Raw genomic sequence first — 14,932 nt, forward strand, 5'->3', positions numbered from 1 at the left:
CGCTGGAACCCGAAGATGGCCGAGTTCATCTTCGGCACCCGCAACAACATCCACATCATCGACCTCGCCCAGACCGTGCCGCTGCTGCACCAGGCTCTGAAGGCGGTGTCGGACACCGTCGCCAAGGGCGGCCGCGTGCTGATCGTCGGCACCAAGCGCCAGGCCCAGGAGCCGGTCGCCGATGCGGCGCGCCGTTCGGCCCAGTACTTCGTCAACGCCCGTTGGCTCGGCGGCATGCTGACCAACTGGAAGACCATCTCCAACTCGATCCAGCGCCTGCGCAAGATCGACGAGATGCTCACCGGCGACGCGGCCAACCTGATCACCAAGAAGGAGCGCCTGACCCTCGACCGCGAGCGTCAGAAGCTCGACCGCTCGCTCGGCGGCATCAAGGACATGGGCGGCCTGCCGGATCTGGTGTTCGTCATCGACACCAACCGCGAGTCGCTCGCCATCCAGGAAGCCCGTCGTCTGGGCATCCCGGTCGCGGCCATCCTCGATTCCAACTGCGATCCGGACGGCATCACCTTCCCGATCCCGGGCAACGACGACGCCGGCCGCGCCATCGCGCTCTACACCGACCTGATCGCTCGCGCCGCCATCGACGGCCTGTCGCGCTCGCAGGGCGACATGGGCGTCGACATCGGCGAGGCCGAGGTGCTGGTCGAAGAGCCGGCGCTGGCCGAGATCACCGGCGAGTGATCCGACGCGAACGGCCCGGGCGATCGTCCGGGCCGTCCGTCATCGAAACGTCGCGGATCGTCGGCTTCGATCCGTACCGTCACCGGTGATCGCGGTTCTCCCGTTCGATCCCGGCCGATGCCCATCCGATGATGGGCCATCCGAAGACGGCACATCCGACGGGGGCCACCCCGGCCCCGGAGCCGACCCGAAGGCGGGTCCGCTCGTCCCGCGACGCATTCAGTCCGAACAAGATTCAGAGGCGAACATGACCATTTCCGCTTCCCAGGTGAAGGAACTGCGCGAGAAGACCGGCGCGGGCATGATGGACTGCAAGGCGGCCCTGACCGAGAACAACGGCGACATGGAAGCCGCCGTCGACTGGCTGCGTAAGAAGGGCCTGTCGAAGGCCGCCAAGAAGTCCGGCCGCACCGCGGCCGAGGGCCTCGTCGGCGTCGCCACCGACGGCACCCGCGGCGCCGTCGTCGAGGTCAACTCCGAGACCGACTTCGTCGCCCGCAACGACGGCTTTCAGGCCCTCGTCAAGGGCGTCGCCGCCGTGGCGCTGACCACCGACGGCGACGTGGCCGCCCTCGGCGCCGCCACCCTGGCCTCGACGGGCAAGTCGGTCGTCGATTCGATCACCGACGCGGTCGCCACCATCGGCGAGAACATGCAGCTGCGCCGCTCGGCCGTCCTGTCGGTCGGCGACGGTGTGGTCGCGTCCTACGTCCACAACCAGGTCTCCGACGGTCTCGGCAAGATCGGCGTGCTGGTCGCGCTCGAGTCGGCCGCCGACAAGGCGAAGCTCGCCGCGCTCGGCAAGCAGATCGCCATGCACGTCGCCGCCCACGATCCGACCCCGGCCGCCGTGCGCACCGAGGAGATCGATCCGGCGATCGTCGAGAAGGAGCGTCAGATCTTCTCCGCTCAGGCGCTCGAGTCCGGCAAGCCGGCCGCCGTCGTCGAGAAGATGGTCGAGGGCCGCATCCGCAAGTTCTACGAGGAGGTCACCCTCCTGAAGCAGAACTTCGTGATGAACCCCGAGCTGACCGTCGAGGCGCTCGTCGCCCAGGCGGCGAAGGACCTCGGCGCCGCGATCACCATCAAGGCCTTCGTGCGCATGGTGATCGGCGAGGGCATCGAGAAGGAAGTCTCCGACTTCGCGGCGGAAGTCGCCGCCCAGGCCGGCGTCTGATCCTCGGACCCCACGTCACGTGAATTGCGGCGGGCGCTGGTGACGAACCGGCGCCCTTCGTGTATCCGGGCACGGGACGTGAACCGCGAATCCCTCGGGATTCGGCGGTTTTGCCGGTCGATGACGAGAAAGGGCGGGGAGATGAGCGGGAAACTGGCCTGGAAACGGGTGCTCCTCAAGCTCTCGGGCGAAGCGCTGGCGGGCGGCGAGCCGCTCGGTATCGACAGTGCGATCGTCGGCCGCATCGCCGACGAGATCGCCGCCGCCCACGCCATCGGCGCCGAGATCGGCGTGGTCATCGGCGGCGGCAACCTGTTCCGCGGCGCCTGGCTCGAGAAGCAGGGCACCGACCGGGTCACCGGCGACCACATGGGCATGATGGCGACGGTGATGAATGCGCTCGCCATGCGCGAGGCGCTCGGGGCGCGCGGCATCGAGGCGCGGGTCTTCACCGGTCTCGCCATGCCGACGGTCGCCGACGGCTTCACCCAGCGCGACGCGCTCGCCGCCTTCGCCCGCGACCGGGTGGTGCTCTTCGCCGGCGGTCTCGGCACGCCGTTTCTCACCACCGACACGACGGCGGCGATGCGCGCCTCGGAGATGCGCTGCGACGCCATCCTCAAGGCGACCAACGTCGACGGCGTCTACACCGCCGATCCCAAGAAGGATCCGACGGCCACCCGCTTCGATCGGCTCACCTTCGACGAGGCGATCCGCCGGGATCTCAAGGTCCTGGACACCGCGGCATTCGCACTTGCCCGCGACAACGGTATTCCGATAATCGTGTTCTCGGCTCAGGAGCCGGGTGCGTTGATCGACGTTCTGAAGGGTGAGGCCGTGGCGACCGTGGTCGCCGGCCGCGACTCTCGGGGAGGGTGACGTCGATCGCCGACCAGTCGTCGATGTGTGCGTCGGGGCGATCCTTCGCCCCGAAAGCGACGCATTGAACTCCTACCCCCTCGCTCGAAGTCGACGAACCGTCGTCGGCCGGGCACATCCGAGGAAAGCCCTCCCGAGGACGTCCGATGTCACACAAGTTCGACCTGGAAGATCTCAAGCGCCGCATGACTCAGGCGGTCCACGTCTACAAGGAAGAGCTCGCCGGCCTGCGCACCGGCCGCGCCTCCACCCACCTGCTCGAGCCGGTCACCGTCGAGGCCTACGGCGCCCGCATGCCGCTCAATCAGGTGGCGACCGTCTCCGTGCCCGAATCGCGCATGCTGCTCGTTTCGGTGTGGGATCGCGGCATGGCCCATGCGGTGGAGAAGGCGATCCGCGAGGCCAATCTCGGCCTCAACCCGATCGTCGAGGGCGCGACGATGCGCGTGCCGATCCCCGAGCTCAACGCCGAGCGCCGCAAGGAGCTGGTCAAGGTCGCCCACAAGTATGCCGAGGCCGCCAAGGTCGCCGTCCGCCACGTGCGGCGCGACGGTAACGACAGCCTCAAGAAGGCGCTGAAGGACGGCATGAGCGAGGACGAGGAGAGCCGTCTGCAGGACAAGGTGCAGAAGCTCACCGACGAGACCGTCGTCGAGATCGACAAGCTTCTCGCCGCCAAGGAACAGGACATCATCAAGGTCTGAGGTCGTGCAGCCCGCGCGACCGATGTCCCGAGGATCCCATGCGATGACGATGGCTTCGGAAGCGCCCGCCGGACAAGCCGTTGACGACAAGGCCGTCGTGCCGCGTCACGTCGCCATCATCATGGACGGCAACGGCCGATGGGCTCAGGCCCGCGGCCTGCCGCGCACCGAGGGACACCGCAAGGGCATGGAGGCGGTGAGGCGAATCATCCGCCACGCCTCCCGTCGCGGCCTCGATCAGCTGACCCTCTATTCCTTCTCCTCGGAGAACTGGCGGCGGCCGGCCGAAGAGGTCGGCTTCCTGATGGGGCTCCTGAAATTCTTCATCCGTCGCGATCTCGCCGAACTGCACGCCGAGAACGTGCGGGTCAAGGTGATCGGCGAACGCGAGGGTCTGCCCGTGGACATCGCCGGCCTCCTCGACGAGGCGGAGAGCCTGACCCGCGCCAACACCGGCCTGACGCTCGCCATCGCCTTCAACTACGGCGGCCGCCAGGAGATCGTCGGGGCGGTGCGGGCGCTCGCCGAGAAGGTGACGCGCGGCGAGATTTCTCCGCAAGACATCGATGCCGAGGCGATCGACGCCGAACTCCACACCGCCGCCATGCCGGAGCCGGATCTCGTCATCCGCACCTCGGGCGAGAAGCGCCTGTCGAACTTCCTGTTGTGGCAGGCGGCCTATTCCGAACTGGTGTTCTCGGCCGTCCTGTGGCCCGATTTCGACGAGGACGCCTTCGATGCGGCGATCCTCGAATACAATGCCCGTGAGCGCCGTTTCGGCGGCGTCGGCGCGCGCCAGGGGGCGAGATGAGCCAAGCGAGCGGCGCGCCGGTCGACAAGTCGCGCGAATTGAAGCTGCGCATCGCCTCGGCCCTGGTGATCGCGCCGGTCGCGCTCGCCCTGACGTGGTGGGGCGGCGTCCCCTTCGCCGTCCTGGTGGTGATCTGCGCGGTCCTGATGATGGACGAGTGGACGACCATCGTCATGGGCGGTCCGCGGGCACCGTTGCGCCTCGCCCAACTCGGTCTCGTCGGCGCCGCGGTCGCGGTCGCCGCCTTCGCCGGTCGTTTCGGAGCGCCGGCGATCTACACCGTCGGCGTGGTGATCGCCGTCCTCGGTGTCGCCGCCGCCCTGTCGTCGCGCGAGGTGCGCGAGCGCGCGCTCTCCGACGATGCCCGTCGTTGGGCCCCGTGGGGGGCGCTCTACGCCGGCCTGTCGGCGATGTCGCTGGTGGCGCTGCGCGACGCGCCGATCGGGTTGTGGCTGGTCATCTATCTTTTCGCCGTGGTGTGGACGACGGACATCGCCGCCTTTTTCGCCGGCCGTGCCATCGGTGGGCCGAAATTGTGGGAGAGGGTGTCGCCGAAAAAGACGTGGTCGGGGGCGATCGGCGGGGTGATCGGCGCGGTCGTCGCCGGCCTGATCGTCGCCCATTTCGCCGGTGCGCAGCGGCTTCTTCCCGTGCTCTTCGTCACGGTCGTCCTGTCGATCGCCTCGCAGGGGGGCGACCTCTTCGAGAGCGCCCTGAAGCGCCGCTTCGGCGTCAAGGATTCGGGCCGGCTGATCCCCGGTCACGGCGGCATTCTCGACCGTGTCGACGGTCTCGTCGCCGCGGCGGTCGCGGCGGTCGCGATCGCGGCATCGCACGGTGGCGTGAGCAACCCGACCGCAGGGCTGCTCTTCTGGTGAGGACACCCTACATGACGGGCATCGCCCGTGTTGGGTGGTTGTTCACGATTGCCGTGCGACAGTGTGCGGCCGGGAGACGCGTCGCGGACGCGAGCAGAGGGTGGCGATGAATTTCGTGCAGAGTATCGTCTCGACGGTGACGAGCTACGGCCCGCCGTTCCTGTTCGTCCTGACGATGGTGGTGTTCTTCCACGAACTCGGCCATTTCCTCGTCGCCCGCTGGTGCGGCGTCGGGGTGAAGACCTTTTCCATCGGTTTCGGGCCCGAACTCTTCGGCTGGAACGACCGCAAGGGGACGCGCTGGCGCATCGCGCTCATTCCCCTCGGCGGTTACGTCAAGTTCGTCGGCGACGAGAACGCCGCGTCGACCCCCGATACGAACGCCGTCGACGCGATGACGGCGGAGGAGCGGGCGGTCGCCTTCCCGACTCAGCCGGTCGCGGCGCGCGCGGCGATCGTCGCCGCCGGGCCGATCGCCAATTTCATCCTCGCCATCGTCATCTTCACGGTGATGTTCGCCACCGCCGGCCGCATGGACATCGTCCCGCGGGTCGGCGCCGTGTCGCCGGGCAGCGCCGCCGAAGTCGCCGGCATCCGACAGGATGACCTGATCGTGTCGATCGAAGGCCGGCCGATCGAGAGTTTCGTCGACATCATGCGGGTGATCTCGGTGCGCGCCGATCTGCCGACGGCGGTGACCGTCGAGCGCGACGGCAAGCGCGTCGATCTGACGGCGACGCCGCGGCCCTTCGAAGAGAAGAGCCGGTTCGGCGCGCAGACCCGCGGTCTGCTCGGCATCCAGGCGAGTCGCGACCCCAAGGATCGCGTGTTGAAGCACTTCTCGCCGATCGGTGCGCTCGGCGCCGGCGTCGCCGAGACCTGGTTCATCGTCGAGCGGACCGGGACCTTCGTCGCCGGCCTGTTCTCGGGACGAGAATCGGCGAGCCAGCTCGGCGGGCCGCTGCGGGTGGCGCAGATCTCCGGTGAGGTCGCCGAGGTCGGATTCCTGGCGCTGGTCAATCTGGCGGCGTTGCTGTCGGTGTCGATCGGCCTGCTCAATCTGATGCCGATTCCGATGCTCGACGGCGGTCATCTCGTCTTCTATGCGGCCGAAGCGGTCAGGGGGCGTCCCCTGTCGGAACGGGCGCAGGACATCGGTTTCCGTATCGGGTTGGCGATCGTCCTCGCGTTGATGGTCGTTTCCACCTGGAACGACATCAGCCATCTGGCATCGCTGCAGTAGCGGCGGCGTTCGCGCAAGGGCTCGGGGAGGCCCTGGTATCGTGTAGCTCTCCGGGGAAGGTGACGGGCGGAATGCGATCCGAAATGGCAGTGGCCGACGCGCAACGGTCGGCGGCAAACGACGTCGGGGGCGGCGCGGGTCGGCTTGCACCGACGGCAAAAGCCTGTACAAAGCTCGGAACGGTCGGAGAGATTCAAGCGGTCGCTCCGGCGGTCGGCGTCGCTCGTTCGAGGACGTCGATGCAGGGAATGGCGACCGAAAAGAGACGGGGTCCGGACACGATGAGTTCCTTCACGAAAGTGATGACGAAGACGGCGCTCGCGGCGGCGATGCTGACCGTCGTTCCGGCAATCGGCATCGAGAGCGACCTGCTCGGTGCCAGCGTCGCGCGAGCGGACGTCGTTTCGCACATCGTGGTTCGCGGCATCACCCGGGTGGAGGCGGAAACGGTCCGCTCCTATGTCGCGGTGAAGCCCGGAAAATCCTTCTCGGCGCAGGACATCGACGCCTCGCTCAAGGCGCTCTACGCGACCGATCTCTTCTCCGACGTGAAGATCTCCCGCGAGGGCGGATCGCTGGTCGTCACCGTCGTCGAGTCCCCGATGATCAACAAGATCGCCTTCGAGGGGAACAAGCGCATCACCGACGAGCAGCTCAAGGGCGTCATCCAGACCCAGTCGCGTGGCTTCATGTCGAAGGCACGCGTCCAGGGCGACGTGCAGCGCCTGCTCGAAGCCTATCGCCGCAACGGTCGTTATCGCGCCCAGGTCGAGGCCAAGGTCATCAGCTTGGCCGACAACCGCGTCAATCTCGTCTACGAGATCGACGAGGGCGACAAGACCGCGGTGACCCGCATCGGCTTCGTCGGCAACCACGCCATGTCGTCGGGGCGTCTGCGCGACGTCGTGAAGACCCGCGAGAGCGGCATGCTCGGATGGCTGCGCACCACCGACACCTACGATCCGGAGCGTCTGCAGTCGGACCAGGAACTGCTGCGCCGCTACTACATGAAGAACGGCTACGCCGACATGCGTGTCGTCTCGGCGACCGCGGATCTCGATCGCGAGCGCAACGTCTTCTTCGTGTCCTTCACGGTGGACGAGGGTGAACAGTACACCTTCGGCGCCATCGACGTTCAGTCGTCGCTGGCCAATCTCGACATGGGCTCGTTGAAGTCGGCGGTGGGTACCCGCGAAGGCAGCGTCTATTCGGCCGAAGACGTCGAGAAGACCATGGAGGCTCTGACCCTCGCTGCGGCGCGGTCGGGTTATCCCTTCGCTCAGGTTCGTCCGCGCGCCCAGCGTGACTACGCCAACCACACCATCGGCATCACCTACTATGTCGAGGAAGGCCAGCGGGTCTACGTCGAGCGGATCAACGTCCGCGGCAACGACCGTACCCGCGACTACGTCATCCGCCGCGAATTCGACATGTCGGAAGGCGACGCCTATTCGAAGGTTCTGGTCAACAAGGCCGAGCGCCGCCTGAACCGACTCGGCTTCTTCAAGAGCGTTCGCACCGACACCGTGCCCGGTTCGGCTCCGGACCGCGTCGTCGTCAACGTCGATGTCGAAGAGCAGGCGACGGGTGAAATCGGCTTCGGTGCCGGTTATTCGACCGCCGACGGCGTGCTCGGCGACGTCTCCTTCTCGGAGAAGAACTTCCTCGGTCGCGGCCAGTACTTCAAGGCGAGCGCCCAGTACGGCCAGTATCAGCGCGGCTATCAGTTCTCGTTCACCGAGCCCTACTTCCTCGGATACCGTATCTCGGCCGGCTTCGACGTCTACCAGAAGCAGTATCTCGAATCGAGTTATCGCAATTACAGCGAGAAGAACACCGGTGGTACGATCCGTTTCGGACTGCCGATCACCGAGAACCTGACCTTCGGTGTGAGCTACACGATCAATCAGCAGGAGATCGGGATCGCGGCGTCGCAGCACGACGGCGACTTCCTCAACGGCGAAGCTTCGCTCGCCTATCTGCGCTTCGTCTGCCCGACCTATCCGGGTATCGCCTGCGCCGACTACTCGCGGCGGCGGCTGACCTCGATCCCGGGTTACAGCCTCGTCTACAACACTCTGGACAACATGCAGTTGCCGCATGACGGCATCTACGCGAAGTTCAGCCAGGAGTTCGCCGGCGCCGGCGGCGATGCCCGCTTCCTCCGCACCACGGTCGATGCGCGCATCTACAAGGAGCTCTACGCTGATTGGGGCGTCATCGGCATGGCGCGCGTCAGGGCCGGCAACATCACCGGTCTGGGGCAGAAGGTCGAACTCTTCGACAACTTCTTCATCGGCGGCGAGACGATCCGTGGCTTCGCGCCGCTCGGTATCGGTCCGCGCGACATCTCGCAGATCACCCAGGGCACCACGACCTATACCCTCAACAGTGCGCTCGGCGGGCGGAACTACGTCGCCGGTACTGTCGAAGTGTCGATGCCGTTCCCGGGGACGCCGGAGGAGTTCGGCCTCTATCTGTCGGGCTTCTCGGACGCCGGTCTGTTGTGGGGTGTCGACAAGCAGTCGATCCCGGCGATCGGCACGAACATCCCCTGCACGACCAATCCGGTCAGCTGCGGCACGTTCAACTATGTCGACAAGGTCAAGGTTCGCGCCTCGGTCGGCGTCGGCCTGATGTGGAAGTCGCCCTTCGGTCCGCTGCGCGGCGACTTCGGTATCCCGGTGGTCAAGGACAAGTACGATCAGACTCAGATCTTCCGCTTCAGCGGTGGTACGCAGTTCTGATCGGCGTCGCCGAGGAAATACGAGATCGGCCGCCGCTGTTCACGCGGCGGCTTTTTCTTTGTCGGACAAGAGGACCCGCGTGAGGGCATGAGCGACCCGACCTTCTTTCCGCCCCCGAAGTCCGTGACGGTGGCGGACGTGTGCAGTTGGACCGGCGCGACCGTCGCCGACGACCGCGCCGCCTACGTGGTGCTGGAGGGCGTCGCTCCGCTCGATACCGCCGGTCCGGGCGATCTGACCTTCCTCGACAACAAGAAGTACATCGATCGTCTGACGACGACCCGCGCCAGCGCCTGCCTCGTCCACTCCCGTTTCGCCGACAAGGTGCCGGACGGCGTCGTCGCGATCGTCGCCGTCGACCCCTATCGGGCCTTCGCCACGGTGGTCGGCAAGCTCTATCCGGCGGCGCTGCGCCTCGAAGGCGCCTACGGCGAGCCGGACGGCATCGCCGTCGGCGCGCACGTCCATCCGACGGCCCGGCTCGAGCCGGGCGTCACCGTCGAGCCGGGTGCGGTGATCGGAGCGCGCGCCGAGATCGGCACCGGCACGGTGATCGGCGCCAACGCCGTCATCGGCCACGACGTGCGGATCGGCCGCAACTGCCATGTTGCGGCCAACGTGACGTTGATCCACGCGCTCCTCGGCAATCGCGTGATCATCCACTCCGGCACCCGCGTCGGGCAGGACGGCTTCGGCTTCGCCATGGGACCGAAGGGTCACCTCAAGGTGCCGCAGATCGGCCGTGTGGTGATCCAGGACGACGTCGAGATCGGCGCCAACTCGACCATCGACCGCGGCGCCAATCGCGACACGGTGATCGGCGAGGGGACCAAGATCGACAATCTGGTGCAGATCGCCCACAACGTCGTGGTCGGCCGCCATTGCGTCATCGTCTCGCACGCCGGTGTCTCCGGCTCGACCGTGCTCGGCGACTTCGTCGTGCTGGCCGGCCAGGCGGGCGTCACCGGGCATCTCGAGATCGGCGCCGGTGCGCAGATCGGCGCACAGGCCGGTGTCATGGAGAACGTACCGGCGGGGGCCCGCATCGTCGGATCGCCGGCCAAGCCGATCCGCGAATTCGCGCGCGAGATCGCGACACTGAAAAAACTGGCGCGCCGGGACGGCGGTTCCGATCGCCACGAAGACTGAAGAAGGAAGAGGGGCCGATGTCCGATACTCCGCCCACCCAGCTCGAGTCCGTCGACATCCAAGGGCTGCTCGAGCTTCTGCCGCACCGCTATCCGATGCTGCTCGTCGACAAGATCGTCGACATCGACGGTGACGACGCCGGCGTCGGCGTCAAGAACGTCACCTTCAACGAGCCGCAGTTCCAGGGACATTTCCCCGGCCGCCCGGTTTTCCCGGGTGTGTTGCTGATCGAGGCGATGGCCCAGACGGCGGGCGCCATGTGCGTGCTGAAGACCAAGAAGTCGGACGGCGCCGGCAAGCCGTCGGTGGTCTATTTCATGACCATCGACAAGGTGAAGTTCCGCAAGCCCGTCGTCCCCGGCGACACCGTCCACTTCCACATGACCAAGCTGAAGCAGCGGGCGAACATGTGGTGGTACCGCGGCGAGGCCAAGGTCGACGGCAAGCTGGTCGCCGAGGGCGAAGTCAGCGCCATGCTGGTGCGCGACTGAGTGCGGCGGCGGTATTTCGGTGGCGTCTCGAGCGGTCGCGGCCGATGCGTCCCGACGTCCGTCGGACGCCGTCACAATCCGACATGCAAAGTGATTTCGGAGCCGGCGCCCGCGTCGGCTAGAGCATGTTCCGGTCCGGCCGAGCCGGCCCGATCGAGAAGACCTTGCTCCACGAGAACTTCCGAGCCGTTTCGGTCCGATGCAACCGGATCGAAAACCGCTCCGGAGACCTCGCCACGAACGACGAGAAGAGGACCACTCTCCCATGGCGAAGATCCACCCCACCGCGATCGTCGAGGACGGGGCCGTGCTCGGCGCCGAAACCGTCGTCGGTCCGTTCTGTGTCGTCGGCCCGCAGGTGGTGCTCGGCGACGGGGTGGAACTGATCAGCCACGTCTCTCTCGCCGGTCTCACGGAAGTCGGTGAGAAGACCAAGATCTTCCCCTTCGCCTCGATCGGCCACCCGCCGCAGGATCTGAAGTATCACGGCGAAGCGAGCCGGGTCGTCATCGGCCGCAACACCACGATCCGCGAACAGGTGACCATCAGCCCCGGGACGGAAGGCGGCGGCCTCGTCACCACCGTCGGCGACGACTGCCTGCTGATGGTCGGCGCCCATGTCGCCCACGACTGCCGGGTCGGCGACAACGTCATCCTGGTCAACAACGCGACGCTCGCCGGCCACGTCACCGTCGGCGACCACGCCATACTCGGCGGCCTGTCGGCGGTCCACCAATGGGTGCGCATCGGGCCGCACGCCTTCCTCGGCGGCCTCTCGGGTCTCGAGAACGATCTCATTCCCTACGGCTCGGCGATCGGCGACAGGGCCCGCCTCGGCGGCCTCAACATCGTCGGTCTGAAGCGCCGCGGCTTCGAGCGCGACAGCATCCACAAGCTGCGCGCCGCCTACCGCATGCTGTTCTCCGACGAAGGAACTCTGCTGGAACGCGTCGAGGACGTCGCGGCGATGTTCGCCGACGAACCGCTTGTCATGCAGGTGGTCGAGTTCATCCGCGTCGGCGGCGATCGTCGCGTCTGCATGCCGCGCAACGGTCGCGAGGGGTGAGGCGCACCATGCGCGATCCGACCGAGGGAAGAGCGGTTTCCTCCGGTCCGCTCGCCATTCTCGCCGGTGGCGGCGACTTTCCCGGGTTGGTGGCGGCTGCGGCGCGGGCTCGCGGCCGCGAGGTGATCATCGCGGCGATCCGAGGCGAGGCCGGTCCGTCGATCGAGGCCTTCCCCCACCGCTGGGTGGGCCGCGGCCAGCTCGGCACCGTGCTGCGCCTCTTCCGCGATGCCGGGGCGCGCGATCTGGTGATCGTCGGCGGCATTCGCGATCGCCGCTTGCCGCGTCTCTGCGAACTCGATTTCGGCGCCGTCGTCGAATTCCTGCGCAATCTGCGCATCCTGCGACGGGGCGACGACAGCCTCTTGCGCAAGATCGCGCGGATCTTCGAGCGTCGCGGCCTGCGCATCGTCGGCGCCGGCGAGGCGGCACCGGACCTGCTGATGCGGGCAGGCGCGCTCGGCGAAGCCCGTCCCGACGCCTCGGCGCGCGCCGACATCGAATGCGGCATCGCCGCGGCGCGGGACCACGGCGCCCGCGATCTCGGTCAGGCGGTGATCGTCGTCGACGGCCGTGTGGTGGCGCGCGAGGGCCGCGACGGCACCGACGCCATGCTCGCCGCCCACGCCGCCACACGTCGGCCGGGCGAGCCGCGCCGCGGCGTTCTGGTCAAATTGCCGAAGCCGATCCAGGATCTGCGTCTCGACATGCCGGCGATCGGGTGCGGCACGGTCGACGCGGCGGCATCGGCCGGGCTCGCGGGGATCGCGGTCGAGGCCGGCGGGACGCTGGTGGCGGACGCGGCGGGTGTCGGGGCGGCAGCGGATGCGGCCGGGCTCTGGGTCTGGGGTTTTCCGCCGCAGACGGGGAGGGGAGCGGCATGACCGCGCCGAAGCGGATCTTCGTCGTGGCGGGCGAGACCTCGGGCGACCACCTCGGCGCCGACCTGATGGCGGCGCTCGCGCGGCGCCACGCCGGCGCGATCGAGTTCTCCGGCGTCGGCGGTCCGGCGATGGCGGCGGCGGGGCTCGCGAGCCTCTTTCCCATGTCGGACATCGCGGTGATGGGCCTGTGGCCGGTGCTGGAGCGCCTGCCGCTGATCCTGCGGCGCATCCGCGAGACGGCCGAAGCGGCGATCGCGTCGCGACCGGATCTCCTGGTGCTGATCGACAGTCCGGATTTCTGCCATCGCGTCGCCAAGCGGGTGAAGAAGGCGCATCCCGATCAGAAGATCGTCCTCTACGTCTCGCCGACGGTGTGGGCGTGGCGGCCTGGGCGGGCCAGGAAGATCGCCGCCTTCACCGATCGCCTGCTGGCGCTGCTGCCGTTCGAGCCGGCGGCGCACCGTATTCTCGGTGGTCCGCCCACCGTCTACGTCGGCCATCCCTTCCTCGCCCGCCTCGCCGAGGTGCGACCGCCGCAGCCGCGCAGCGCGCCGCTCGACGCCGGGCGCCGCCCGGTGGTGGTCGTGCTGCCCGGCAGCCGTCGCTCCGAGGTGACGCGCCTGATGGAGCCCTTCGGGGGCGCTCTCGGCCGGCTCGTCGACGCGGTCGGGCCGGTCGAGGTGATCCTGCCGGCGGTGGACCACGTCCGCGCCGAGATCGAGGCGCGTCTCGAGACCTGGCCGGTGAAGCCGACGATCGTCTCCGGCGAGGCGGCCAAGTTCGCCGCCTTCGCCCGAGCCGACGCGGCGCTCGCCGCTTCGGGTACGGTGACCTTGGAACTCGCCTTCGCCGGGGTGCCGATGGTCGCCGCCTACCGGCTCGATGCGCTCGGGCGGCTGATCAAGCGTTTCCTCGACGTGCCCGCTCCGCTGCGCGAGCTCCTGCCGGTGCGCTCGGCGCTGCTGCCGAACCTGGTGGTGGGCGAGAAGGTGGTTCCCGAGTTCATCGACGAGGACTGCCGCCCGGACGCGCTCGCCGATGCGCTCGTCGCCGTGTTGCGCGACGGACCGGCGCGGACCGCGCAACTTACCGCCTTCGAACGCTTCGAGATGCGGATGCGGCAGGGGCTGCCGGACGAGATCGGTGACGCTGCCGCGGCGGCCGTCCACGACCTCCTCGCCGATCGTCGGCCTTAACCACGCGGCCGACGGGCGGTTGCGCGTTCGTCGCAATTCGCGCACCGTCGTGTCACGGATGGAGACGGTGGCGATGTTCTCGCAGAAGACACTACATTTCTTCGGCAACGTCCTGAAGACACGGCCGCTGACGTTGCCCGGTATGATGGTGCGACGGGCGCGAGAGGCGGTCTCGGCGCCGCCGCACGGCATCGTCACCACGCGCTTCGGTGACGTCGTCTTTCCGGTCGACACCGACGTCCACATCCTGGCACGCAAATACTTCTTCCGTACCCACGAGATGTTCCTGGAGACGATCTTCCGGCGATATCTCAGACCCGGCTCGGTCTTCGTCGATATCGGCGCCAACATGGGGTACTGGTCGGCTTTCGCCGCTTCGCTGGTCGGTCCGACGGGAGAGGTGCACGCCTTCGAACCGGTGCCGGCGCTCCACGCCTCGCTCGAGCGGTTGGCGGCGGCCAATCCGGCCCATCGCTTCGTGTTGCGCAACGCCGCCTGCGGCGCGGAGCGCGGCGTGACCGCGATGACCGTGGTGACGCCCAGCGAAGAGAATTTCGCCAATTTCGACATCAACATCGGTTCGAATTCGGTGCTTCCGCATTTTCTCGATCACGGCGCCGAACTCGTCGAGACGATCGATGTCGACCTCTGCCGTTTCGACGATCATGTCGCCGAGAGCGGCCTCGATCTCGACCGAGTCGGACTGATCAAGATCGACGTGGAAGGCTACGAGAGCTTCTGCTTCGACGGCATGCCGCGCGTCCTCGATCGACCCGGACGGCGCATCCCGATCCTGTGCGAGGTCCTGAGCGATCCGCAACGCGATCCGCTCCTCGACGGGGCGAAGATCGTGGCCAAGCTCGAAGCCCGGGGCTACACCTGCCTCGACGCCACGACGCTCCGGCCGATCGACACCGCTCTGATGATGTACGAAGAGAACATCCTCTGCGTCTGATGAGACCTGTGCGCGGTTGGACCATCATGTTGATTTGATGCGTTTAATGT

Annotated in this window: 13 protein-coding genes and 1 pseudogene; all 14 read left to right on the top strand. The window is 67.6% G+C overall.

The window, feature by feature from the left end:
- Nucleotides 1–696 (top strand): annotated as a pseudogene (gene rpsB / locus V7Q42_RS20230) (30S ribosomal protein S2); the annotation flags it as partial.
- A gap of 253 nt (nt 697–949) precedes the next feature.
- The gene (gene tsf, locus V7Q42_RS20235; RefSeq protein WP_333826073.1) at nt 950–1,879 is read left to right on the top strand and encodes a translation elongation factor Ts; all 930 of its coding nucleotides are present in this window, start codon (nt 950–952) and stop codon (nt 1,877–1,879) included.
- 141 nt (nt 1,880–2,020) lie between these two features.
- A complete protein-coding gene (pyrH, locus tag V7Q42_RS20240; RefSeq protein WP_333826074.1) occupies nt 2,021–2,758 on the top strand; it encodes a UMP kinase in 738 nt (245 codons plus the stop codon).
- 146 nt (nt 2,759–2,904) lie between these two features.
- Nucleotides 2,905–3,462, top strand: coding sequence for a ribosome recycling factor (frr, locus tag V7Q42_RS20245; RefSeq protein ID WP_333826075.1), 558 nt, complete (start codon nt 2,905–2,907; stop codon nt 3,460–3,462).
- A gap of 43 nt (nt 3,463–3,505) precedes the next feature.
- A complete protein-coding gene (locus V7Q42_RS20250) occupies nt 3,506–4,273 on the top strand; it encodes an isoprenyl transferase (RefSeq protein ID WP_333826076.1) in 768 nt (255 codons plus the stop codon).
- Nucleotides 4,270–5,151, top strand: coding sequence for a phosphatidate cytidylyltransferase (locus V7Q42_RS20255; RefSeq protein WP_333826077.1), 882 nt, complete (start codon nt 4,270–4,272; stop codon nt 5,149–5,151). Before V7Q42_RS20250 ends, V7Q42_RS20255 begins: the two co-directional genes overlap by 4 nt.
- Before the next feature lie 106 nt (nt 5,152–5,257).
- Nucleotides 5,258–6,394 carry a M50 family metallopeptidase gene (locus V7Q42_RS20260; RefSeq protein ID WP_333826078.1) on the top strand — a complete coding sequence of 379 codons (1,137 nt, stop codon included), beginning with the start codon at nt 5,258–5,260 and terminating at the stop codon, nt 6,392–6,394.
- Nucleotides 6,395–6,675: 281 nt separating this feature from the next.
- Nucleotides 6,676–9,141 carry an outer membrane protein assembly factor BamA gene (gene bamA / locus V7Q42_RS20265; RefSeq protein ID WP_333826079.1) on the top strand — a complete coding sequence of 822 codons (2,466 nt, stop codon included), beginning with the start codon at nt 6,676–6,678 and terminating at the stop codon, nt 9,139–9,141.
- An 87-nt stretch (nt 9,142–9,228) separates the two neighbouring features.
- Entirely contained in the window at nt 9,229–10,290 is a 1,062-nt protein-coding gene (gene lpxD / locus V7Q42_RS20270; protein WP_333826080.1) for a UDP-3-O-(3-hydroxymyristoyl)glucosamine N-acyltransferase, read from the top strand.
- Between the two features lie 17 nt (nt 10,291–10,307).
- Complete coding sequence (gene fabZ / locus V7Q42_RS20275) at nt 10,308–10,781, top strand: 3-hydroxyacyl-ACP dehydratase FabZ (protein ID WP_333826081.1); 474 nt, start codon at nt 10,308–10,310, stop codon at nt 10,779–10,781.
- A 265-nt stretch (nt 10,782–11,046) separates the two neighbouring features.
- Nucleotides 11,047–11,847, top strand: a complete 801-nt coding sequence (lpxA, locus tag V7Q42_RS20280; protein ID WP_333826082.1) for an acyl-ACP--UDP-N-acetylglucosamine O-acyltransferase — start codon at nt 11,047–11,049, stop codon at nt 11,845–11,847.
- Between the two features lie 8 nt (nt 11,848–11,855).
- On the top strand, nt 11,856–12,731 hold the full coding sequence (locus V7Q42_RS20285; RefSeq protein ID WP_333826083.1) for an LpxI family protein: 876 nt from the start codon (nt 11,856–11,858) through the stop codon (nt 12,729–12,731).
- Nucleotides 12,728–13,927 carry a lipid-A-disaccharide synthase gene (gene lpxB / locus V7Q42_RS20290; protein WP_333826084.1) on the top strand — a complete coding sequence of 400 codons (1,200 nt, stop codon included), beginning with the start codon at nt 12,728–12,730 and terminating at the stop codon, nt 13,925–13,927. Before V7Q42_RS20285 ends, lpxB begins: the two co-directional genes overlap by 4 nt.
- Nucleotides 13,928–14,000: 73 nt before the next feature.
- Complete coding sequence (locus V7Q42_RS20295; RefSeq protein WP_333826085.1) at nt 14,001–14,882, top strand: FkbM family methyltransferase; 882 nt, start codon at nt 14,001–14,003, stop codon at nt 14,880–14,882.
- The last annotated feature ends 50 nt before the right edge of the window (nt 14,883–14,932 follow it).

It is taken from the genome of Pinisolibacter sp. (assembly GCF_036782435.1).
Lineage (GTDB): Bacteria > Pseudomonadota > Alphaproteobacteria > Rhizobiales > Ancalomicrobiaceae > CALBKH01.